A 22,420-nucleotide genomic window follows, 5' to 3' on the forward strand; every position below is an offset into this window, starting at 1 on the left:
TTGCGAATGCACGTATGTGAGGTGGAGTCGGGGCGAACTCGGTGACCGTGGGTGACGGTTTTCGGGTGGTGTGGGGCTGTTGGGGGGTGGGGTTGCGGGGGCTGGGGTGGTGGTTGGTCGTTAGTGTGTGGGCGTTTCGCGGTCGTGTGGAGGGTGGTTGGGGTGTTCGGTCGGGGTGTGGTGGTGGGGGCGCTGTCGGATGAGGTGGCGGCTTTGGCGGGGGTGCTGTTGGGGTTGTCGGAGGAGGAGGCGGTGTTGCCGACGCGTTGTGTGCCGTGGGATGTGGCGGCTTTGGCGGTGCACACGGTGGGTGCGTTGCACCAGGTGGGCGTGTCTCTGGATGGGGTGCTGCCGGAGCCGGGGCGCCCCTTTGTGTCGGCTGTGGGGTATTACTCGCCGGATGTGCGGTTTTCGCCTGAGGTGAACGCGGAGCGGGTCGAGGGGGCGGTGGCCGCGGCGGGGCGTCGGGCGGACGCCGGTGAGCCGGGGCGGGTGCTGCGTGCGGCGTGGCGGGACTTGGAGCCGCGGGTGGCGCGGGAGCCGGTGCGTCGGGCTCTGGTGACGCGGCACGGTGATCCGATGCTGTTGACGGATTTCTTGGTGACCCGGGTGGTGGAGCTGGTGCTGCACGGGGTGGATATGGCGGACGCGCTGGGGCGGGAGCCGTGGACGTCCGGCCGGGGGCTGGCTCTGGTGGACGAGGTGTTGTTCGGGGCGGCCGACCGGGAGGCGTTGGCGCGGGTGCTGTCGGGGGCTGGTGGCTCGGGTGGTCTGGGGGCGGTGCGTGTGGTGACGGGTCGTGCGGCGGTTCGTGTGGAGCGCGGGGTGCTGGAGGGTGTGGGGGTGCGTGCGCTGGCGTTGGGTTGAGGCGTGCGGGTCGGTTGGGGTCGGCCGTTCGGTGCTCGGGTGTCGGGTGCTCGCGCGTCAGTGCGCCCCACGTCGGGTGGCGGGGCGCTGGGGTTCCCGGTCCATTACGGGGAGCGGCGCGGGCGGGGCAGTTCGGGTTGGACGCGGCCGTAGGCGCGCAGGATGCGCAGGCGTTGGATGGTGCGCATGCCTTCGCGTTCGAGGGTGGCGCCGGTGTCCCAGTGGTCCCAGGAGGCGTCCCAGCCGCCGTCGGGGCGTTGCTGTTGTTCGAACGCTTCGAGGTTTCGTTCGATCTCGTTGTCGGTGAAGAGGGGTCGGGCGATGTGGTCGGGGTGGTTGGCGAGGTCGAGTGGGGTGTGGACGTGGCCGGCGGTGCGCGGGTGCACGTCGATGACGGCGCGGATCATCGTGGAGAGGTGGGTCATTGCGGCTATGGCGCGGTGGCGGTCGGGTGCGTATTGCAGGAATGTGCAGACGCCGATCGCTTCGTGGGGGTTGGTCCAGTGGAGTGCGTCGATGCGTTTCCAGCAGTAGGCGGTGGCGGTGTCGCGCCAGGGGTGGGCGATGTTGTTCTTGTGGAGTAGGCCGGTGATCATCGCGGTGGTGTCGAGGCGGCTGCGGAAGTCGGTGGTGTGCTGGTACCAGGGTGCGGCTTCGGTGAAGCGGACGCTGGGGCGGACGGCGGGGAGTCCGCCGTCGTCGTTGCTGGTGCTGGCGAGGTACTGGCAGATTCCGTTGCCGAGGCTTTCGGGGATGGTGCCGAGTTCGTCGAGGTAGCGCAGGGCGAGTTCGGTGGCGACGGGTTGGCTTGCGTGTCCGCGCAGGTCGGGGTCGAGCGCGTTGCCGTAGCCGCCGTCGAGGTTGCGGTAGGCGGCGAGTGTGGTGCGGATGGGTTCGGCTGGCCCTGCTTGGAAGAGGTAGGCGAAGCGGTGCCGGTCGATGAGCCGGGCACTGCGCAGGGTGAAGTGGTCGGCTGCACGGTAGGAGTCCCAGGTCACAACGGTCATGTTTCGACGGTACGGCCGCTTGTGGTCTGCGTGAATAGCGTGGCCGTGATCCATTCGCGATCTTTACGCGCGGGCCTGGGTTGTGGGGCGTCTGCGGCGCCGGTAGAGCAGGCCGAGCCAGGAGAGGATGACGGCGACTCCGACGAGGATCTGGATGGTGAGGAGGTGTTCGGCGGGGTAGATGACGCCGGTGAGGTAGTGGTCGATGAAGCCGACGTCGGGGAGCCCGGCCTGTCCGGCGTTCTCGCGGCCCCAGTTCTCGACGTGGGTGAGGGGGCATTCCCAGCCGATGACGGTGATGCCGAAGGCGTAGAGGGCGACGGGGAAGTGGATCCAGAAGGTGCGGGGCCAGCGCCAGGCGATGAATCCGCCGATGACGACGTAGATGAGGAAGGCCATGTGCAGGATCATGGCGCCTTCACCGATCAGTCGGTAGACCATGGCTTGATCGTAGAACGCGCGTCGGGCGCGGGATAGATCCCGCGCCCGACGGTGTTCTCTTGGGGTCTGCGCCGCGGTTTGGCCCGTGGTCGGTGCCCTGAGGCCTCCGCTAGACGAGGGGCCTCTCGGTGGGTGGGATGGCCACGGGCAGGGCGGTGTCGTCGGTGAGGTAGGCGTCGACGCCCGCGGCGGCGGAGCGGCCTTCGGCGATGGCCCAGACGATGAGCGACTGGCCGCGGCCCATGTCGCCGGCGCAGAAGACGCCGTCGACGGTGGTGCGGTAGTCGCTGTCGCGGACGACGTTGCCGCGGCCGTCGAGTTCGACGCCAAGCTGGTCGAGGAGGCCTTCCTTCTCGGGGCCGACGAAGCCCATGGCGAGGGTGACGAGGTCGGCGGGGATCTCGCGTTCGGTGCCCTCGACCGGTTCGAAGCCGTTCGGGCCGCGCTTGACCTCGACGAGCTTGATGCCGCAGACGTTGCCTTGGTCGTCGCTGACGAATTCGACGGTGTTGACGGAGTAGATCCGCTTGCCGCCTTCTTCGTGTGCGCTGGTGACCTTGTAGAGCATGGGCATGGTCGGCCAGGGCTGGTTGTCGGGCCGGTTGGCCGGGGGCTTGGGCATGATCTCGAGCTGGGTGACCGAGGCGGCTCCCTGGCGGTGGGCGGTGCCGACGCAGTCGGCGCCGGTGTCGCCGCCGCCGATGACGACGACGTGCTTGCCTTCGGCGTGGATAGGTGCCCGGTCGAGGTCGCCTTCCTGGACCTTGTTGGCCAGGGGCAGGTATTCCATGGCTTGGTAGATGCCCTTGAGTTCGCGGCCCTTGGCGGGCAGGTCGCGCCAGGCGGTGGCTCCGCCGGTGAGGACGACGGCGTCGTGGTCGGCCTTGAGCTGGTCGACGGTGATGTCGACGCCGATGTTGACGCTGGTGCGGAAGGTGGTGCCTTCGGCGGTCATCTGGGCGAGGCGGCGGTCGATGTGCCGCTTCTCCATCTTGAATTCGGGGATGCCGTAGCGGAGCAGGCCGCCGATGCGGTCGGCGCGCTCGTAGACGGTGACGTCGTGCCCGGCGCGGGTGAGCTGCTGTGCGGCGGCGAGTCCGGCGGGGCCGGAGCCGACGACGGCGACGGTCTTACCGGTGCGGGTGGTGGGGGGCAGGGGCTTGACCCAGCCTTCCTCCCACGCGCGGTCGATGATGGAGACCTCGACGTTCTTGATGGTGACGGCGGGCTGGTTGATGCCGAGCACGCACGCCGATTCGCAGGGCGCGGGGCAGAGGCGTCCGGTGAATTCGGGGAAGTTGTTGGTGGCGTGGAGCCGTTCGATCGCCTCGGCCCAGTCGTGGTTGTGGACGAGGTTGTTCCACTCGGGGATGAGGTTGCCGAGGGGGCAGCCGTTGTGGCAGAAGGGGATGCCGCAGTCCATGCAGCGTGAGGCCTGCTTGGTGACGGTTCCTCGGTCGAAGTCCTCCTGGACTTCGCGCCAGTCCTGGATGCGTACGTCGACGGGGCGGTGCTTGGGGAGCTCGCGCTCGGTGATCTTCAGGAATCCCTTGGGGTCAGCCATGGTTCTTCCTCCTTTCGTGGACTGGCGTTCAGGACTGCGCGGAGGCCATGACGGCCTCGTTGACGTCGCGTCCTTCTCGTTCGGCCTCGGCTTGGGCGAGTAGGACGCGCTTGTAATCGCGCGGCATGACCTTGGAGATGCGGTCGAGTCCCTTGTCGCCTTGGGCCAGGAGGCGTTCGGCGACCGTGGAGCCGGTGGCGGCCTGGTGGCGGGTGAGGACGTCGGTGAGGAACTCGCGGTCTTCGGTGGTGAGTTCCTCGATGTTGACCATTTCGCCGTTGACGTGGTCGCCGTCGAGGTCGAGGACGTAGGCGATGCCGCCGGACATGCCGGCCGCGAAGTTGCGTCCGGTGCGGCCGAGGACGATGGCGCGGCCGCCGGTCATGTATTCGCAGCCGTGGTCGCCGACGCCTTCGGCGACGGCGGTGGCGCCGGAGTTTCGGACACAGAAGCGTTCGCCGACGATGCCGCGGAGGAAGATCTCTCCGGAGGTGGCCCCGTAGCCGATGACGTTGCCGGCGATGATGTGGTCTTCGGCGGTCAGGGTGGAGCTGTCGGCGGGTCGGACGATGACGTGGCCGCCGGAGAGGCCCTTGCCGACGTAGTCGTTGGCGTCGCCGGACAGGCGCAGGGTGATGCCCTTGGGCACGAAGGCGCCGAAGGACTGGCCCGCGGATCCGGTGAAGGTCACGTCGATGGTGTTCTCGGGGAGGCCGTTGGCGCCGTAGCGCTTGGTGACCTCGTGGCCGAGCATGGTGCCGACGGTGCGGTTGACGTTGCGGACCGGGAGTTCGAGCTTGACGGGCTGGCCGAAGTCGAGTGCGCCCTCGCTGAGTTGGATGAGGGTGTTGTCCAGGGCCTTTTCGAGGCCGTGGTCCTGGCCGCGCCGGTGGGAGCGGTGGTCGCCGGTGATGGGTTCGACCTCGTGGAGGACGGGCGACAGGTCGAGGCCCTGTGCCTTCCAGTGGTCGACGGCTTCGGCCGTGTCGAGCAGGTCGACGGCGCCGATGGCTTCGTCGAGGCTGCGGAAGCCGAGCTGGGCGAGGTATTCGCGGACTTCTTCGGCGATGAACTCGAAGAAGTTGACGACGTGGTCGGCCTGGCCGGAGTAGCGCTCGCGCAGGGCGGGGTTCTGGGTGGCGACGCCGACGGGGCAGGTGTCGAGGTGGCAGACGCGCATCATGACGCAGCCGGACACGATGAGGGGCGCGGTGGCGAAGCCGTACTCTTCGGCGCCGAGCAGGGCGGCGATGACGACGTCGCGGCCGGTCTTCATCTGGCCGTCGGTCTGGACGACGATGCGGTCGCGCAGGCCGTTGAGCAGCAGGGTCTGCTGGGTTTCGGCGAGGCCGAGCTCCCAGGGTGTGCCGGCGTGCTTGAGGGAGGTGAGCGGCGAGGCGCCGGTGCCTCCGTCGTGGCCGGAGACGAGGACGACGTCGGCGTGGGCTTTGGAGACGCCCGCGGCGACGGTGCCGACGCCCGCTTCGGAGACCAGCTTGACGTGGACCCGCGCGGACGGGTTCGCGTTCTTGAGGTCGTGGATGAGCTGGGCGAGGTCCTCGATGGAGTAGATGTCGTGGTGGGGCGGCGGCGAGATGAGGCCGACGCCGGGGGTGGAGTGCCGGGTGTCGGCGACCCACGGGTAGACCTTGTGGCCGGGCAGCTGGCCGCCTTCGCCGGGCTTGGCGCCCTGGGCCATCTTGATCTGGATGTCGTCGGCGTTGCTGAGGTAGTGGGAGGTGACGCCGAAGCGGCCGGAGGCGACCTGCTTGATGGCGCTGCGGCGGAGGTCGCCGTTGGCGTCGCGGGTGAAGCGGTCCGGGTCCTCGCCGCCCTCGCCGGTGTTGGACTTGCCGCCGAGGCGGTTCATCGCGATGGCGAGGGTTTCGTGTGCCTCGGCGGAGATGGAGCCGTAGGACATGGCGCCGGTGGAGAAGCGCTTGACGATCGCGGAGGTGGGCTCGACCTCGTCGACGGAGATGGGTTCGCGCACGCCTTCCTTGAGGCGGAAGAGTCCGCGGAGGGTCATGAGCTTCTCGGCCTGGTCGTCGACCTTGTTCGTGTACTCCTTGAAGATCTCGTAGCTGCGGCTCCGGGTGGAGTGCTGGAGCTTGAAGACCGTCTCGGGGTTAAAGAGGTGGGGTTCGCCCTCGCGGCGCCACTGGTATTCGCCGCCGACCTCGAGCCGCCGGTGGGCGTTGGGGTTGGCGTTGTGGGCGCGGCGGTGGCGGATGGCGACCTCTTCGGCGAGGACGTCGAAGCCGACGCCACCGAGCCGGGATGTGGTGCCGGTGAAGCAGCGGTCGATGACGTCCTGGCCGAGGCCGAGGGCTTCGAAGATCTGGGCGCCGGTGTAGGAGCTGACCGTGGACACGCCGATCTTCGACATGATCTTGAGGACGCCCTTGGCGTAGGCCTTGGCGGTGTTGCGGACGGCGGTGTCGGCGTCGATGCCGCCGAGGGTGCCGCGCTCGACCATGTCGCGGACGGTTTCCAGGGCCAGGTACGGGCTCACCGCGGAGGCGCCGTATCCGATGAGGAGGGCCACGTGGTGGCATTCGCGGACGTCGGCGGCTTCGATGAGGAGGCCGACCTCGGTGCGGGTCTTCTCGCGGACGAGGTGGTGGTGCACCGATCCGGTGAGGAGCAGTGACGGGATGGGCGCGCGGGTGGCGTCGGCGGCCCGGTCGCTGAGGACGAGGATGTGGGCGCCGTCGGCGATGGCCGCGGAGACCTCGGTGTTGATCTCGGCCAGGCGGGCGGAGAGCGCGTCGCCGCCGCCGTCGACGGGGTAGGTGCCGTCGACGGTGAAGGTCGCGAGTGCCGGGTTGGTCTTGCCGGCGGCGGTGATGGCGGCGAGTTGGGCCTGGTCGACGACCGGGGTGGGCAGGACGAGGCGCTGGTTGTCGCCCGGTGTGTCGGCCAGGATGTTGTGTTCGGCGCCGAGGAGGGTGGCGAGGCTGGTGACCATTTCCTCGCGGATGGCGTCGAGCGGCGGGTTGGTGACCTGCGCGAAGTTCTGCGAGAAGTAGTCGAAGAGCTGGCGCGAGCGGTCGGAGAGGGCCGCCACCGGGGTGTCGGTGCCCATGGAGCCGATGGGTTCGGCGCCGGTGCGGGCCATCGGGGTGAGGATGATGCGGAGTTCTTCCTCGGTGTAGCCGAAGACCTGTTGGGCGAGGTTGAGTTCGGTGACGGGCGCGGGGTCGGCCTCGGGGAGGTCGGCCAGGCGCAGGACGCCGTTGTCGATCCACTCCTGGTAGGGGTGTTCGTTGGCGAGTTCGGCCTTGAGTTCCTCGTCTTCGATGATCCGGCCTTGGGCGGTGTCGACGACGAAGATACGGCCGGGCTGGAGTCGGCCCTTGCGGACGACGGTGGCGGGGTCGATGTCGAGGACGCCGGCTTCGGAGGCGAGGACGACGAGGCCGTCGTCGGTGACCCAGTAGCGTCCGGGGCGCAGGCCGTTGCGGTCCAGGACGGAGCCGACGAGGGTGCCGTCGGTGAAGGAGACGGACGCGGGGCCGTCCCAGGGCTCCATGAGGGTGGAGTGGTACTCGTAGAAGGCCCGTACGGCCGGGTCCATCTCGGTGTGGTTCTCCCAGGGTTCCGGGATCATCATGAGGACGGCGTGCGGGAGTGAGCGGCCGCCGAGGTGCAGGAGTTCGAGGGCGTCGTCGAAGGACGCGGTGTCGGAGTCGTCGGGGTCGACGATCGGGAAGATGCGGTCGAGGTCGCCGGGGATGCGGTCGGTGGCGAGCTTGGCTTCGCGGGACCGCATCATGTTCCGGTTGCCCTTGACGGTGTTGATCTCGCCGTTGTGTGCCACGTAGCGGAACGGGTGGGCGAGGGGCCAGGACGGGAACGTGTTGGTGGAGAACCGGGAGTGGACCAGGGCGAGGCCGGAGTTGTAGCGGCGGTCGGACAGGTCCGGGAAGAACGGTTCGAGCTGCGGGGTGGTGAGCATGCCCTTGTAGGCGATGGTGCGCGGGGACAGGCTCGGGAAGTAGACGTCGGTCTCGTGTTCGGCGCGCTTGCGGACGCAGTAGGCGTGGCGCTCGAGGTCGATTCCGGTGAGGCCCTCGGTGGGGGTTCCCTGGCGGCCGGTGATGAAGAGCTGCCCGAAGTAGGGCATGACGTCACGGGCGGCGGGGCCGCTGTACTGCGGTTCGAAGGGGACCTCGCGCCAGCCGAGGAGGGTGAGGCCTTCGTCGTCGACGATGGCGTTGATCTGCTCCACCGCGGCGGCGCGTTCGGCGGCGTCGGAGGGGAGGAATCCGATGCCGGTGGCGTAGGCGCCGGCTTCGGGGAGCGGGAAGTCGCAGACTTCGGTGTAGAGCTCGTGGGGTACCTGGGTGAGGATGCCCGCGCCGTCGCCGTCGTCGGGGTCGGCGCCGGCGGCTCCGCGGTGGTCCAGGTTGCGCAGGACCGTGAGCGCCTTTTGCACGATGTCGTGGCTGCGACGTCCAGTGAGGTCGGCTACGAATCCGACACCGCAGGCGTCGTGCTCGAAGGTGGGGTCGTACAGGCCCTGGGAAGTGGACTTCGCGTTCGTTGGGACGGTCGAACGCCGCACCTGGGCAGCAGGCATGTACCCTCCTGTCGTCTTCTGTCGGCTTCGTGAAAAGCGCATTCGGGACGACGTTGGCCCTGCTGCGTGATGCTGTTGTGTCCGCCGTGGGGCGGGGGTCCCGGCTGTGCGGGTGGTCCGGTCCGTTCACCGTGTCGCGGTCACGTCGTCGTGTCGCCGGTGTGGTCGGGTCTCCCGCTGCGGGCAGGTTCTCTTATACACGCTGGTCCAGCCCGGATGCGAATCGAGGGTCTAGACCAGGTGGCGCCGCGGTGCGCCGTTGGTTCCTGCGTGCCCGCCCCGTGGAAGGTGATACCTGTCCCACTCGGAGTCGCCTCCGATGCGGGCTGGCCTCGCTTGTTTTTCCACCTGGGAAACCGGCTAAACCTCCCAAACGGGATCAGAGTTCGACCGGGGTCTGCTCTGTCACCGCGGGCACACGGGCACAGTGCGTTGCTACGTCAGATTACCCCGGCGTCAACGGCCTACCCAAGTGGGAGGAAATGCACCGTTGCGTGATATCTCCCTCATCGCGCATGAACCGCACTGTCCCGCGTCACCGTGGTCCCCGCGGTGACGTGGGAGGATCTCCGCATGGCAGGACATCCGAATTCCCCCGGCCAGGACCGCTCCCGGGCCCACACCTCGGCCGAGCTCACCCGCGTGCCGGGCGTCCCGGTACTGGATACCCCGGCAGCAGCCCGCCCCGACGACCATCCTCCCCTACCTGCGGCCGCGGAGGCCTTCCTCCGCGAGCACGGGGCGGACGCGCCGCGTCCCCGGCTGATCCTGTCGCTGCTCTCCGACGGCCGGTGGTGGAGCGCCAACGACCTGGTGCGGGCGGGCGGTGTCGCCCATGCCGTGGTGGCGTCCCTGCTGGAGGCCCTGGACGAGGCCGGGGAGCTGGTGCGCGAGCCCGAACAGGACCGGTGCCGTCTGCTCCGTCCCGGCCGCTACACCGGAGCCACCGCACCGATGCTGGCCGACCCGGTGGCCCATCTGCTCTCCGGGCATCCCCGGGCCGCCGCGGAGCTGGTGCGCGCCGTCGCTGAGGGACCGGCTTCGGATCTGGACCTGGACCACGTGTCCGCGACCGCTGAGACCGCGCTGCGCCGGGCCCTGTTCCTGGCGACCCGCTTCGACCTGCGCCAGCGCGCGGTGCTGTGTGTGGGCGACCACGACCTGACGTCCCTGGCCCTTCCCCTGGTGCAGCCGGGTGTGCGGGTGGACGTGGTGGACCTGGACGAGCGGGTGCTGGCCCACATCGACGCGGTGGCCGAGCGGTTGGGCCTGCCGGTGTACACGTACAGCGCGGACCTGCGGTTGGGGCTGACCGCGAACGTGCGTGAGCGCGCCGACGTGGTCTTCACCGACCCGCCCTACACCCCGGACGGGGTGGAGTTGTTCGTGCGCCGCGGTGTGGAGGGGCTGGCCGACCCGAGGCGGGGGCGGGTCCTGGTGGCCTACGGTGCGAGCGAGACCACGCCCAAGCTGGCCGCCGCGACCCAGGCGCGCCTGGTGCGGTCGGGGTTGCTCTTGGAGGCGGTGTGGCCGGACTTCAACCGGTACCTGGGTGCGGAGTCGATCGGTGCGGCCAGTGACTTGTACGTGCTGCGTCCGCTGTCGCGCACGCTCCCCTCGGCCAGTGGTGACGCCTCCCGGGTGTACAGCCAGGGGGTGAACGCCAAGGAGGCGCGGGGCGGGTTGGATGTCGAGCGTGCCACCGCGGTGCTGGAGCGGATCACTGAGGACCTGGGGCCGGAGTCGGGCGCGCCCGCGCTGGTGGGTGACTGGCCCAAGGAGGTCACCAAGGAGGTTCGGGTGCGCCTGTCCACGTGGATGGACTCCCCCACCGCTGTGGGCAAGTGCGCGATCGTCAACGTTACCGGCGGGTGGGACCGGTTGGCGGCTCGGGCGGCGCTGGCCGCCACCACCGACCACACCTACGTGTTGGTGCCCTCGAACTCCGTGTGGGTGCGCGACGAGGCGGGTCAGAAGGAGTTTCGCGCCATGGTCGAGCCCGGGACGCGGGTGCGGTTCCTGCGGGGTGCGGGCGCCCCGGACCTGACCGCGATCCGGCTGACCCGCAACCCTGAGCCGGGTGGCAGCACCGGTCGGCTCCTGGCCCACCTGCAAGGGCGGGCGCACGGGACGCTCACGGCGACGTTGCGGACGGGGCTGATGGAGGTGGCGGCCTGGCGCGGGCGGTCGGTCAACAAGCGCACGGCCCGGCACGCGGTGGCTTCGGCGCCGGGGTGGCTGGCCGGGCACAGCCTGTTGGACCTGCCCGAGCACCGGTTCTCGGGGTTGCGGGTGCTGGCCTCTGAACTGGTCGCCCGGTTGGAGGAGATCCAGGTGCAGAACCAGGCCAAGGACCGGGAGAAGGACCGCGGTAGGGACCAGGACTTGGGTCAGGGGCAGAACTAGGGCGTCAGCTGGTGGAGAACGGGGCCGGGCCCGGTGGGACAGGTGTCCCGCCGGGCCCGGCCCCGTTCTCGGCCGGTGCGTTCGGCGTGCGGCCGCGGTGGGGCCGGGGTGCGGTCGCGGCGCTAGTCGGCGGGGACGACGGGCTCCTCCTCGACCGGCGCTTCCTCCACCGGCTCCTCCTCGAGCGGCTCTTCCTCGACCGGTGGTTCGACCGTTTCCTCTTCTCCGCCGGTGTCCTCGACAGTGTCGGAGAGTTCCACCATGCGGCGGTAGAGGGGGTCTCGGAAGTTGGCCAGGGCGACCAAGGGGCTGGCCAGGCTGACGCGGTCCTCGACCGAGTCGGAGTCGGTGGCCTGGACCCAGACCACGACCAGGTAGTGGCCGCTGACGATCGCGTCGGCGGCGCTGTAGCCCGAGCCGAGGCGGTCGAGGGGCTCCTCACCGGAGGGCGGAAGGATGAACCCGGGGTCGACAGGCTCCTCACCCTCCTCCTCGGGTTCGGGCAGGTCCATGGCGCTGGCCACGGCCCGGCTGTCCTCGACGTCGTCGAGGTTGAACACGGTGGCCGCACCGAAGTAGTTGTCGGCCATGTAGGTGGCGCTGCCCGCCTGGGTGCAGTCCGCGGCGGCCAGGGCCTCCTCGACCTCATCGCCCCAGACCGCTTCGGAACAGTCCTCGACCAGTTCGGAGTCGCGCAGGGCGAAATCGATGCTCTGGCTGGAGATTTCGGCGGTGCTGCGCTCGAACAGCTCGCCGGCGTTCAGTTCGCGGCTGTCGATGTCCCGGGAGGCGAGCACCTCGTTCATGTTGCCGGTGTCGACCACGCGGTAGACCGCCGGCCGGGACTCCTGAGCGGCCTCGTCCCCCGCGCCGTCCCCGGAGATCTGCACGTACAGGACCGCGCCCAGAGCGATGAGCGCCACGACGAGCGCGCCCACCAGGAGGGGCAGCATCCGGCCGAAGCGCTTGGGCTCCTTCTTGCGGCGCCCGCCGCCCTTGCGGCGCCCGCCCGCCCGGGTCGGGGCGGCCTCGGACGGGGTGGTCTCGGTCTGAGCCTCGTCGGGCTCGCTGGTTTTCCTCCGGCGGCCCGGCCTGCCAGGCGTCGAGGGTTCAGAAGGGGACACCCAATGGACCTTTCCGTGGATTCGGGCCGGCCACGTAACGTGACCGGCCCGGCTGCGCTCGGGAACCGAGGGGGAGCTCTGCCTCCTCGTTACGGCCCTGGAGGACGGGCCGATCTGACCGAGATCATATCGGGACGTCCGGCGGGGCCGGACAGTTCCGCTACCCCTCTTCCTCTTCCGGGGTGTGTGCGACGACCTCGTCGTAGACGAAGCTGAACGCGCTCATGGACGCCACGCTCAGGGTGGCCAGGTCCGCGTCGTCCCCGGGCTCGGAGCCGTCGGTGTCCGCGACCCAGAACACGGCGAGGTAGTGGCCCATGACCTGGGTGTTGGCCTGGCTGTACCCGTCCTCGAGACCCGGGATGTCGCCACCGGTCTGGCTCAGCAGGAACCCGGCGTCGGTGTCGCTGTTGGTCGGGTCCATGGCGGCGGCCACGTCGGTGGCGCCGTCGCTGTCGGACAGGTCGAACAGGGTCACCTGGGCGACGTGGTCCTCGTCGGCGTCGGTGTACACACCCGAGGCCGCGTTGAGGCAGTTGGCGTCCAGGAGGCTCTGCCCGAGCTCCTCGCCCCACACCAGCGAGGTGCAGGAGTCGGTGACCTCGGTGCTGCGCAGTTCCAGCTGCATGTCGGCCAGTTCCACCTCCTCGACCGGGCCGAAGACCGACTCCTCGGTCATGGGTTCGGCCTCGGCGGGGCGCTCCTCGATGGAGCCGAACACCTCAGGCTGGTCCGGTTCGAACAGGTAGAGCTCCGGGGTGATGGTGCTGTGCCCGTCCGGTGGTGCGGAGATGGAGTCCTCACCCCCGGCGCTGCTCCCGCCGGTACCCGTGACCAGCTGGAAGGACAGCACGCCCAGGAGGGCGACCAGCGCGATACTGAAGGCACCCAGCAGAACGCCGAGCACGGCGGTTCCGCGCTTGCGCTTGCTCTGTTCGGCCAGGGTGTACACGATCTGGTTGGGCCGGTCACCCAGGACCGACACCTTCTTGATCGCCGACGCGGAGAAGGCGGAGACGCGGCCCGGACCGCGCTTGTCCTTGCCCTTGCGTCGACCCTGGCGGCCGGCAGTGCGACCGGCCTCGTGGGCCCGGCCCTCCGCGTCGTCGTAGTCCTCCTCGTATACGCCGTCGGGGTCGTCGTACTCGTCGTACTCCGTTGCCCCGGGACGGGTGTGGGTGTGACCGTACTCGGCGGAGAAGTCCTCCTCCGGGTCGTACTCGTCCTCGTAGCCGTAGTCGTCGGCGTGGTCCTCGATGCGGGTGTTGTCAGCGCGGCGGGTACCACCACGCCGGCTTCTACCGGCTCTGCTCACGGTCTTTCTCAATCGTCAACCCGTGGTCTGCTCGACTGGTGCGGGATACGCCTTGCGGCGCCGTCGGCCACGGGCCGACACACCGGGGTAAGGCTCTTTCCCGCCATTTAATCGGGCTTCGACCCGGAGCCGTCCTCGGCGCCGTCTGCGCCGTCCTCCGTCGAGCCCTCGCTACTAGATCGCTCAGGCCTCGGGTGGTATTCCGTGCCGGCGCCTTCGGATGAGCCGCTGGCCTGGTCATACACCGAATCTTCCGTGTCCACGGCGCTGTAGACGGTGCCTTCGTCGGTTGTCTCACCGTCCTTTGTGTCGCCGAACACCTGGGTGCCCGCGTCGTGTCCGGGCGGGACGACGGCGGTGGAGAAGGAGTCGAGTCGGCGGCCGGCCCAGATGAAGTACGCGAGGGCACCGGCGAAGACCGCGATGGAGGTCCAGTTGTTGAGGCGCAGGCCGAAGAAGTCGTTGGCCGGGTCCACGCGCAGGTACTCGATCCAGAACCGGCCCACGCAGTAGCCCATCAGGTAGAGGGCGAAGAGGCGTCCGCCCTGGAGGGAGTTCTCGTAGCGGCGTCCGAGGTAGGCGAGGAGGACGGCAAGGACGAGGCACCAGAGGGACTCGTAGAGGAAGGTGGGGTGGTAGGTGGTGACACCCGGCTCCATGCCGGCGCGGAGGTAGCCCTCGGGGGTGAGGTTGATCTCCAGGGCCCAGGGCACGTCGGTGGGGCGGCCGAACAGTTCCTGGTTGAAGTAGTTGCCCCAGCGGCCGATGGCCTGGGCCAGGGGGATGGTGGGGGCGATGGCGAAGGCGAGCTTGGACATCGACAGTCCGCGCTTGCGGGCGACCAGCCACACGCCGACCGCTCCGAGGGGGATCGCGCCCCAGATTCCGAGGCCGCCCTCCCAGATGTAGAGGGCTCGGATGGGTTCCTTGCCCGGGCCGAAGTACAGTTGGGCGTCGCTGATGACGTGGTAGAGGCGGCCACCGATCAGGCCGAGGATCACGGCCCAGACGGCCATGTCCATGATGGTGCCGGGCTCGCCTCCCATCGCCTTCCAGCGGCGCTCGCTCCAGAACACGGCGACGATGACGCCGGCGAGGATGCACAGGGCGTAGAAGTGGATCTCCAGCGGTCCGATGGGGATCGAGTTGACCTCAGGACTGGGGATGGCCGCGAGGGCGCGGCCGTACTCGGCCGCGCCCTCGGAAGCTGTCGACGACAATGTCACTGCTCTGCTCTCGGGTTCGCCCCGCGTGCGGGGGGTCTGTTCAGGGGTTCTACTCCGCGTCACCCCCGTCGTCCTCGCCCATCGGCTCGGTGTCGACTTCGCCGTCGCCCGCTGAGGCGATCGCCTCGGACAGACCCCTGGCGGTCATGGCGGTGTTGTTGTCCAGCAACTCGCCGTTGACGTAGACGGATGGTGTACCGCGGAACTCGTTGTCTCCGCTGTAGCGAGTGTAGGCCGTTCCTGTGGCGTCGATGATCTCGCCCGTGTATGTGCCGTCCAGGAACGAGGAGTCGTGTCCCTGTTCCTCCCCCCAGGCGAGGAGGTCGCTCAGGACCATGGCTCCGAGGGATTCCTCGCCGATCTGTTCGGTGGCGTCGGCGGCGAGCACGGGCAGGTACTCCTCGGTGAATTCGGTGACCACGGCGGATTCGGCTTCGAGGCTCTCCTCGAAGTCGGTGGCCTGCTCCTCGTCGGCGTCGGTCTGGCGGAACCACGCGTTGAGGTCGGCGACGCTGTAACCCTCTTCCTCGGCGTTGGGCTGGTTCTCGAAGAGGAGGTCGTTGTACTCGACGAAGACGCCGTGGTCGGCGGCGGCGCGGCCCGCGGCGCCGGCCCGTAGCGAGTTGCTGCTGGTGGGCGCGGGCTCTTCGGCGAAGATGCTGACGGTGCGGTAGTGGACGACGGCTTCGCCTTCGGCCGCCTTCTCTTTGAGGACGTCACCGTTGTGGAGTTCGAACTGGCGGCAGGCCGGGCACTGGTAGTCGGCGTAGACCTCGACGACGGGGGCGGCGACGTCCTCGTCCGCCATGACGACGCTGCCGTCGTCTTGGAGGGTCTGGGCGGCCAGTGGCCCTTCGTAACCCTCGCTCCGGTCGGAGCTGAGGACGGCGTAGCCGATACCGACGACGAGCAGGACGACGGCGATGGCGGCGCCTGCCACGATGAGGTTCTTCTTGCGTTTGGCGGCCCGCCTCTCTTGCGCGCGCTGTTCCCTGAGCTTCTCGCGGCCGCGCTGGCGCGCTTCACTCCCCATGGTTTTCCCCTGTTTCCGTACTTCGGTTGGTTCGGCCGCGGCCTCGGAGGCGCCGGGGTTCAGCGGCGCCGTAGTCCCAGCGGCGCCGTGGTTCCACATGCGCCCGGGTCATCGGAAGAGCCCGAGGGCGCGGTCGAGGGCGAAGGGTGAGCGGGGCCAGAGGGCGATGAACGCGCCCATGGCCCCGAAGGCGATGTCGCGGGCGATGGAGATCCCGTATGTGGTCTCGCCTGGTTCGACCTGGCCGCCGGCGCCGAAGCAGCCGCAGTCGATGTTCAGTCCGCGGGCCATCGCGGAGACGATCCCGGCGATGAAGACGACCATGAGGAATGCGCTGGCGGCACCCGCGTAGCGGCTGGCGAGTCCGATGATCAGGAGTAGGGCCAAGGCGAGCTCGAAGAGGGGCAGAGTATAGCCGATGAGCTGGGCGAACTCTGGAGAGAAGAGGTCGTAGGCCTCGACCGCCTGGACGGACAGGGCCGGCGGGAACTTGGTGACGGCCGCGGTGATGAGGACGGCGGCGAGACCGGCTCTGCAGGCGAGGGTGAGCCAGGGTTGGACCTGCTCCCAGCGGGATCGCGGCGGGGCGGGGGCGTCATCGGTGGTGTCCGGCATGTCGGGCCTTCGGAGAGGGGTCGGTCATCCGCGAGCATGGCTTTGAGTAAGCAAGCCATTGCCCTGAGTGTCGACACTGAGCCTACTGTGTGTAGCGTCCTCGTGACACGGACCCGTGCGGTTCGGGGCCCTCTGTGCGCCCGCACCTGCCCGGACACAGAAAAACGGTGGGTCGCCCGTCGAGGGGCGACCCACCGCTGGCCTGGAGTCCGGCCGGTGGCCGTCCAACCGAAGGTCGGCGCTACCGGGAGCGGACCCCGGCGGCCAGCTCCTGAGCGAAGGAGCGCACGGCCACGAGACCGGTCTCCAGGTCGGGTGCGTCCAAGACGCGCTGACAGAAACCGGCGCCCACGATGACCCCGTCGGCGTACCCGGCGACCTCCGCGGCCTGTGCGGACGTGGAGATTCCCAGGCCCACGCAGATCGGCAGACGCGACTCACGGGTGACCTCGCGGGTGCGCCGCACCAGGGTCTCCGCGGTGTCGGCGACCTGGGCCCGGGTTCCGGTGACGCCCATGAGCGAAGCCGCGTACACGAAACCGCTGCTGGCTCCTGTGGTGAGCTCCAGCCGCCGCTCGGAGGAGGAGGGCGCCACGAGGAAGATCCGGTCCAGCCCGGCCCGGTCGGAGGCGGCGTACCACTCCTCGGCCTCTTCCGGGATGAGGTCGGGGGTGATGACCCCGGCTCCGCCCGCCTTGGCGAGTTCGGTGGCGAAGCGCTCCACGCCGTAGCGCTCGATCGGGTTCCAGTAGGACATGACCAGGGCGGCGGCGCCGGTGGCGGCGGTGGCCTCCACGACCGTGAAGACGTCGTCGGTGGTGGTGCCCGAGGCCAGTGCCTGGTCGGCGGCGCGCTGGATGGTGGGCCCGTCCATCATGGGGTCGGAGTAGGGCAGGCCGACCTCGATGACGTCGCACCCGCCCTCGACCATGGCCTGGACGACCCGGATCGAGGACTCCACGTCGGGGAACCCGGCGGGCAGGTAGCCGATGAGTGCGGCGCGGTCGGCCTCACGGGCCTGGGCCAGCTTGGTCTGCAGTGTGGTCGCGCCCATCACGCCTGTCCCTCCGAGTCGACGAGGCCGAAGTAGGTGGCCGCGGTGTTGACGTCCTTGTCGCCGCGCCCGGAGAGGTTCACCAGGATCACGGATCCGGTACCCAGGCGCTGGCCGAGCTTGAGGGCTCCGGCCAGGGCGTGGGCGCTCTCGATGGCGGGGATGATGCCTTCGGTGCGGCACAGCAGGCGGAAGGCGTCCATGGCCTCGGTGTCCGTGACGGGCTCGTAAACGGCGCGTCCGGTCTCGGCCAGGTGGGCGTGCTCGGGGCCCACCGCCGGGTAGTCGAGCCCCGCGGAGATCGAGTGGCTGGGCAGGGTCTGGCCGTAGTCGTCCTGGAGGACGAAGGTGCGGGCACCGTGGAAGACGCCCTGGCTGCCCGCGGTGATGGAGGCGGCGGTCTGGTCGGTGTCGGCCCCGTCTCCCCCGGCCTCGAAGCCGTAGAGGGCGACGCTCTCGTCGGGGATGAAGGCGGCGAAGATCGCGATGGCGTTGGAGCCGCCGCCGACGCAGGCGGCGACCGCGTCGGGAAGCCCGCCGGTGAGCTTGATGACCTGTTCGCGTGCCTCCGCGCCGACCGTGAAGTGGAGGTCGCGCACCAGCTTGGGGAAGGGGTGCGGGCCCGCGGCGGTGCCGAAGAGGTAGTGGGTGTGGTCGACGTTGGCGACCCAGTCCCGGAAGGTCTCGTTGATGGCGTCCTTGAGGGTGCGGCTACCGATGGTGACCGGGACGACCTCGGCGCCGAGCATGCGCATGCGGGCGACGTTGAGCGCCTGGCGTTCGGTGTCCTCCTCCCCCATGTAGATGACGCAGTCCAGCCCCATGAGGGCACAGGCGGTGGCGGTGGCCACGCCGTGCTGACCGGCGCCGGTCTCGGCGATCACGCGGGTCTTGCCCATGCGCTTGGTGAGCAGCGCCTGACCCAGCACGTTGTTGATCTTGTGCGAGCCGGTGTGGTTGAGGTCCTCGCGTTTGAGGAGGATCCGTGCGCCGCCGGCGTGCTCGGAGAGGTTGTGGGCCTCGGTGACGAGGCTGGGACGGCCCGCGTAGCCCTTGAGGAGCGCGTCGAACTCGCGCTGGAACTCGGGGTCGTTCTTGGCCTTGTCCCACTCGGCCTCGACCTCGTCGAGGGCGGCGATGAGGGCCTCGGGCGCGAACCGGCCGCCGAAGCGGCCGTAGTGCCCTCGAGCGTCGGGCACCGGTTGTTCGTGGCTCATGGGAAGTTCTCCTGGGATGCGGAGGCCGACCGCGGGTGCTCCCCCGGACCTCGATCCGCGGGAGGCCGCGCGCCGACCGGTGGTGCGCCGCCCGGCTCCGGCGGCGCGGTTGGTTCTGGGTCGAACGCGGCAGTGGGAACCCGCGGCTCGCGCCTACGGGCTCCCTAGAGCCATCGCCATCGGCGCACATGGTTCTGAGTCGCCTTCGTCGATCCCATCGTGAATCCCTGTCGGTTCCGCGCCGTCAGTTCCGGTCGCGCAGCGCGGGGTGGGCGCCGGCGGTCACGAGGTCGGCGACGGCCTCGCGCGGGTTCCCGCCGCGGACGAGGCTCTCGCCCACCAGGACGGCACCGGCTCCGGCACCGGCGTAGGCCAGCAGGTCGTGCGGGCCGCGTACCCCGGACTCGGCGATCCTGACGCGGTCCGCGGGGATGAGGGGCGCGAGCCGGGCGAAGGTGTCCCGGTCGACCTCGAGGGTTTTGAGGTTGCGCGCGTTGACGCCGATGACGGTGGCGCCGGCGTCCAGGGCCCGGGCGACCTCCTCCTCGTCGTGGACCTCGACCAGGGGGGTGAGGTCCAGCGAGCGGGCCCGCTCGACCAGGGACACCAGGGCCTCCTGGGGCAGGGCGGCGACGATGAGCAGGACCGCGGAGGCACCGAAGACGCGGGCCTCCCACAGCTGGTAGGAGCTGACGACGAAGTCCTTGCGCAGCAGGGGGGTCTCGACCGCGGCGTGCACCGCTTGGAGGTCTTCGAGGCTGCCGTTGAAGCGGCGCTGCTCGGTGAGGACGCTGATCAGGGTGGCCCCGCCGGCCTCGTAGTCGCGGGCCAGTTCCGCGGGGTCGCTGATGCTGGCGAGTGGCCCCTTGGAGGGGCTGGCGCGCTTGACCTCGGCGATCACGTGGACGCCGGGGCGGCGCAGGGCGGCTTCGGCGTCCTTCGGGACGGGCACCGACTCGGCTTGGGCCTTGAGGCGGTCCAGGGGGAGGGCCTCTTGCCGCTGCGCCAGGTCAGCGCGTACTCCGTCGAGGATCTCGTCGAGCACGCTCACCAGTTCTAGCTCCCTCGTCCATGGTTTCGGTACGCGGTGGCCGGTCCGTGGTCGGACGCGGTCGGCGGAGCGGACTCGGGCGCTCGGCCGTTACACCGTGTGCTCGTCATCGTATCGACCCTTGGCGGGCCGGGGGCCGCGGCCCCCGTGTCAGCGCCCCGGTTGGCCGCAGGTGGCCGCCCGGGACTGCTCCGGGTCACCACCCTGGCAGGAGCGGCGTCCCCGGTGCGAGGAAGGAGAACCAGGGCAGGTTGCGGGCCACCCAGAAGACGACGAAGGCCACCAGGATCGACCAGATCAGCCAGGTGGGGGTGAGGTTTCGCGGGCGTGTCCGGGGGCGCAGCGTACCGATCAGCCAGGTGGCGTAGGCGACGAGGATGTAGGGGACCAGCAGGAACAGCAGCGGGTTCATGCTGACGGCGCCGAGGATGTCCAGGTGGGTGACCAGGGCGATGGCGCGCATGGTGCCGCAGCCGGGGCAGAAGGTGCCGGTGAGCAGCAGCCAGGGGCAGGTGGGGTAGTTGCCCGGCTCGTTGGGGTCGACGAAGTGGAGCAGGGTCGCTCCGGCGAGGCCGAGGACGGCCAGGCCCAGCGGCCAGGTGGCCGGGTGGATCCGTCGGAGGACGCGCTCGATCCGGCCCGGGGACACCGCTGCCGTGTCCGGGGGGCTGGCGTACGGGGCCGCCGGGCTCGGGGCGGGGTCGGGCGCTGGGCTGCGCTTCTCGTCGTGCTGCACGCGTTCGAGCCTACCGCCGGGTCATGCCCGGCGCGTGAGGGGGGAAGACCCCGCTCCGCCCCCGGTGTGCCGGGGGCGGAGCGCGATGGGCCTGCTGCCGGAGTGTACGGACCGGGTTAGTACGTGGCGGTGCCGACAGCGAGCATGATCCCGAAGATGTAGATAATCCAGAAGGTCACATTGATGATGAAGCAGACCAGGCCGATGATGCCCAGGATCTTCGCTGTGTTGGCCGCGGATTCGGCGCCCGCGTAGTCGCCCATCTGCCACTTGCTGTTGACCTGGAGGGCGAAGACGAGGCCGATGATCCCCAGGACCATGCAGCCGAAGATGCCCAGAATGTTGAACAGAAGGTAGTTCTTGGGCGGCTCGGCCGGGGGCTGGCCACCGAAGCCGCCGTAGCCGCCGCTGGGCGGGCCGTAGCCGCCGCTCGGGGGGCCGTAGCCGCCGCTGGGCGGACCGTAGCCACCGGTGGGCGGGCCGTAGCCGCCGCCGGGAGGCGGGGGCGGCGGGCCGGGGTTACCGGGAGGCGGGGGACCATAGCTCATGAGTGAAGTGTCTTTCCGGAAGAGGACAAGGGGTTTGACGCGACGCGGCCAGACGCACACGTCGGCCCAACATGGGGCAGGGTTGGGTCACCGGGAACACTGGCCGCAAGCGAATTCGCATGATGCCAGATCAGCGAGACAGCACTGACCGGGTCCGAAGCGGCTGACAGGGCCGGTGGGGTGAATCTACCTGCCCCATGCGACCTTCGTCCATTTTCCGTTACTCATCCGTTGTGAGCTGCGGCTTTACCGGTTCTCCGGCCGGACGGGCTAGTTGCCGCCCGTGGCCGACACCTCACGGCCCGCTTCCCACTCCTCGCGCGTGGGCGGCACCGGGCGCGGCTCCGTGCGACCCAGACCGACCTTCTTCATAATCCCGGCGATGACGGCGAGCACGACGCTGGCACCCAGAGCGATGAACGTCCACAGCACCAGATCGCCGCCGAAAATGACGGCGACCGCGGCCACGGTCCAGGCGATGATCCAGGAGACGGTGAGGAACCAGGCGGACCAGGTGTTGCCGTGGTCGTCGTGCTCTTCGTGGTGCTCGTCGGCCATCAGGGGCTCTCCTTAGGTTGGGCCGGCCGTTCGGCCAGCGGTGCGGGTTCGGTGCCGCCCTCGGGTTCGGCCCGCGCCGCCGGTTCGTCTCCGGCGGGCGCGCCGTCGCCCGGGGCGTCAAGAGTGGGGTCGTCACCGGCATCCAGCGATTTCCACAGGTCGGCGGGTGTCTCAGCCTGGTGCGGACGCGGTGCGGCGGTCCGATCGTACCGGGTGCCCATGCCCGGCCAGGCAGGGGCACGCAGTACCGCGACCAGACCGGTGAGGACCAGGAGTACGCCTCCGGCCACGCCCAGTGCAGGACCGAGCGCGTGGAGCTCGGGCGTGCCGATGACCTGGCCGGTTCCGGCCGTGTCGGTGGTCGACGCGGAGACGGTGTCGACGAGTTCGCCGGTGCGGGTCGCCGCCCACACGGAGGTGATGGCGAAGGCGCCGCAGGCAGCGATGAGGAGCCCGACGAGGCGGCGGGCCCAGGAGCGCGCGGCGTACAGGCCCGCCAGCCCGGCGAGCCCGGCCCAGCCCAAGCCGGTGAGCGCACCGGTGAGGTCGCCGCCGGTGAGCTCGACCGGGACGGCGGCCACGTCCCCGGGCGAGCTGAGCTCACCGGTGACCCATTCCATACCGGAGGCGCCCAGCATGAGCCCGGCCCCGGAAGCCATGACGAGCATGGTGAGTCCGTACTCGCGGCGAAGCTTTGTGGCGGCGGCGGTTTTGGTGGAGGTCACAGAAGTCGTCCCGCGTCGAAGCACGTGGGGTCGCCGGTGTGACATGCGGCACCGGTCTGGTCGACACGGACCAGGAGGGTGTCGCCGTCACAGTCGAGTGCGACGGAAACCACACGTTGGGTGTGTCCTGAAGTGGCGCCCTTGACCCAGTACTCGCCCCGGCTGCGCGACCAGTACGTGGCCTCGCGTGTACTGAGGGTGCGGTGCAGGGCCTCGTCGTCCATCCATGCCAGCATGAGGACCTGCCCGCTGTCGTACTGCTGCACGATGACGGGGACGAGGCCGTCCGGGTTCCGCTTCAGCCGTGCGGCGATGCCCGGATCGAGGTTGGTGACGCTCATGCTTCCC

The 22,420-nt window shown here is 69.7% G+C and carries 19 protein-coding genes; 2 read left to right on the forward strand and 17 right to left on the reverse strand.

Annotated elements, in window-relative coordinates:
- The first annotated feature begins 162 nt into the window (after positions 1 to 162).
- Positions 163 to 867: a maleylpyruvate isomerase N-terminal domain-containing protein gene (locus ACYVDG_RS09735; RefSeq protein WP_460748544.1), complete on the forward strand. Its 705-nt coding sequence runs from the start codon at positions 163 to 165 to the stop codon at positions 865 to 867.
- 104 nt (positions 868 to 971) lie between these two features.
- Here the strand turns inward: ACYVDG_RS09735 and ACYVDG_RS09740 are convergent, their stop codons facing one another.
- From ACYVDG_RS09740 to gltB, 4 genes are all read right to left on the reverse strand, one after another.
- A complete protein-coding gene (locus ACYVDG_RS09740; protein ID WP_460748644.1) occupies positions 972 to 1,865 on the reverse strand; it encodes a prenyltransferase in 894 nt (297 codons plus the stop codon).
- Between the two features lie 72 nt (positions 1,866 to 1,937).
- Positions 1,938 to 2,315, reverse strand: coding sequence for a DUF2784 domain-containing protein (locus ACYVDG_RS09745; RefSeq protein WP_460748547.1), 378 nt, complete (start codon positions 2,313 to 2,315; stop codon positions 1,938 to 1,940).
- A gap of 109 nt (positions 2,316 to 2,424) precedes the next feature.
- On the reverse strand, positions 2,425 to 3,879 hold the full coding sequence (locus ACYVDG_RS09750; RefSeq protein ID WP_460748549.1) for a glutamate synthase subunit beta: 1,455 nt from the start codon (positions 3,877 to 3,879) through the stop codon (positions 2,425 to 2,427).
- Positions 3,880 to 3,907: 28 nt separating this feature from the next.
- Entirely contained in the window at positions 3,908 to 8,464 is a 4,557-nt protein-coding gene (gene gltB / locus ACYVDG_RS09755; RefSeq protein WP_460748551.1) for a glutamate synthase large subunit, read from the reverse strand.
- 573 nt (positions 8,465 to 9,037) lie between these two features.
- On the opposite strand from gltB, the gene ACYVDG_RS09760 reads away from it, so the two are divergent.
- Entirely contained in the window at positions 9,038 to 10,870 is a 1,833-nt protein-coding gene (locus tag ACYVDG_RS09760) for a bis-aminopropyl spermidine synthase family protein (RefSeq protein ID WP_460748555.1), read from the forward strand.
- A 122-nt stretch (positions 10,871 to 10,992) separates the two neighbouring features.
- On the opposite strand, the gene ACYVDG_RS09765 is transcribed toward ACYVDG_RS09760, so the two are convergent.
- The 13 genes from ACYVDG_RS09765 to hisI all read right to left on the reverse strand — a co-directional run bounded on the left by ACYVDG_RS09765 (position 10,993) and on the right by hisI (position 22,413).
- Entirely contained in the window at positions 10,993 to 11,994 is a 1,002-nt protein-coding gene (locus ACYVDG_RS09765; RefSeq protein WP_460748558.1) for a hypothetical protein, read from the reverse strand.
- A 160-nt stretch (positions 11,995 to 12,154) separates the two neighbouring features.
- Positions 12,155 to 13,309, reverse strand: a complete 1,155-nt coding sequence (locus ACYVDG_RS09770) for a hypothetical protein (RefSeq protein ID WP_460748560.1) — start codon at positions 13,307 to 13,309, stop codon at positions 12,155 to 12,157.
- 107 nt (positions 13,310 to 13,416) lie between these two features.
- Complete coding sequence (gene lgt, locus ACYVDG_RS09775; protein ID WP_460748562.1) at positions 13,417 to 14,529, reverse strand: prolipoprotein diacylglyceryl transferase; 1,113 nt, start codon at positions 14,527 to 14,529, stop codon at positions 13,417 to 13,419.
- Positions 14,530 to 14,584: 55 nt separating this feature from the next.
- Entirely contained in the window at positions 14,585 to 15,568 is a 984-nt protein-coding gene (locus tag ACYVDG_RS09780; RefSeq protein ID WP_460748565.1) for a DsbA family protein, read from the reverse strand.
- 108 nt (positions 15,569 to 15,676) lie between these two features.
- Entirely contained in the window at positions 15,677 to 16,183 is a 507-nt protein-coding gene (locus ACYVDG_RS09785; RefSeq protein ID WP_460748568.1) for a MauE/DoxX family redox-associated membrane protein, read from the reverse strand.
- 241 nt (positions 16,184 to 16,424) lie between these two features.
- Complete coding sequence (gene trpA / locus ACYVDG_RS09790) at positions 16,425 to 17,237, reverse strand: tryptophan synthase subunit alpha (protein WP_460748571.1); 813 nt, start codon at positions 17,235 to 17,237, stop codon at positions 16,425 to 16,427.
- Positions 17,237 to 18,454 (reverse strand): tryptophan synthase subunit beta, encoded by a 1,218-nt coding sequence (gene trpB, locus ACYVDG_RS09795; RefSeq protein WP_460748573.1) that lies wholly within the window; start codon positions 18,452 to 18,454, stop codon positions 17,237 to 17,239. The genes trpA and trpB overlap by 1 nt, the downstream gene beginning before the upstream one ends.
- Positions 18,455 to 18,698: 244 nt before the next feature.
- Positions 18,699 to 19,505 carry an indole-3-glycerol phosphate synthase TrpC gene (gene trpC, locus ACYVDG_RS09800; RefSeq protein WP_460748576.1) on the reverse strand — a complete coding sequence of 269 codons (807 nt, stop codon included), beginning with the start codon at positions 19,503 to 19,505 and terminating at the stop codon, positions 18,699 to 18,701.
- A 196-nt stretch (positions 19,506 to 19,701) separates the two neighbouring features.
- On the reverse strand, positions 19,702 to 20,241 hold the full coding sequence (locus ACYVDG_RS09805; protein WP_460748578.1) for a DUF2752 domain-containing protein: 540 nt from the start codon (positions 20,239 to 20,241) through the stop codon (positions 19,702 to 19,704).
- 116 nt (positions 20,242 to 20,357) lie between these two features.
- The gene (locus tag ACYVDG_RS09810) at positions 20,358 to 20,789 is read right to left on the reverse strand and encodes a CD225/dispanin family protein (protein ID WP_460748581.1); all 432 of its coding nucleotides are present in this window, start codon (positions 20,787 to 20,789) and stop codon (positions 20,358 to 20,360) included.
- A 270-nt stretch (positions 20,790 to 21,059) separates the two neighbouring features.
- Entirely contained in the window at positions 21,060 to 21,347 is a 288-nt protein-coding gene (locus ACYVDG_RS09815; RefSeq protein WP_460748583.1) for an HGxxPAAW family protein, read from the reverse strand.
- Positions 21,347 to 22,015: a Trp biosynthesis-associated membrane protein gene (locus tag ACYVDG_RS09820; protein ID WP_460748646.1), complete on the reverse strand. Its 669-nt coding sequence runs from the start codon at positions 22,013 to 22,015 to the stop codon at positions 21,347 to 21,349. The genes ACYVDG_RS09815 and ACYVDG_RS09820 overlap by 1 nt, the downstream gene beginning before the upstream one ends.
- Before the next feature lie 53 nt (positions 22,016 to 22,068).
- Positions 22,069 to 22,413: a phosphoribosyl-AMP cyclohydrolase gene (gene hisI, locus ACYVDG_RS09825; protein WP_460748585.1), complete on the reverse strand. Its 345-nt coding sequence runs from the start codon at positions 22,411 to 22,413 to the stop codon at positions 22,069 to 22,071.
- Between the last annotated feature and the right edge of the window lie 7 nt (positions 22,414 to 22,420).

This window comes from Nocardiopsis oceani (assembly GCF_054777395.1).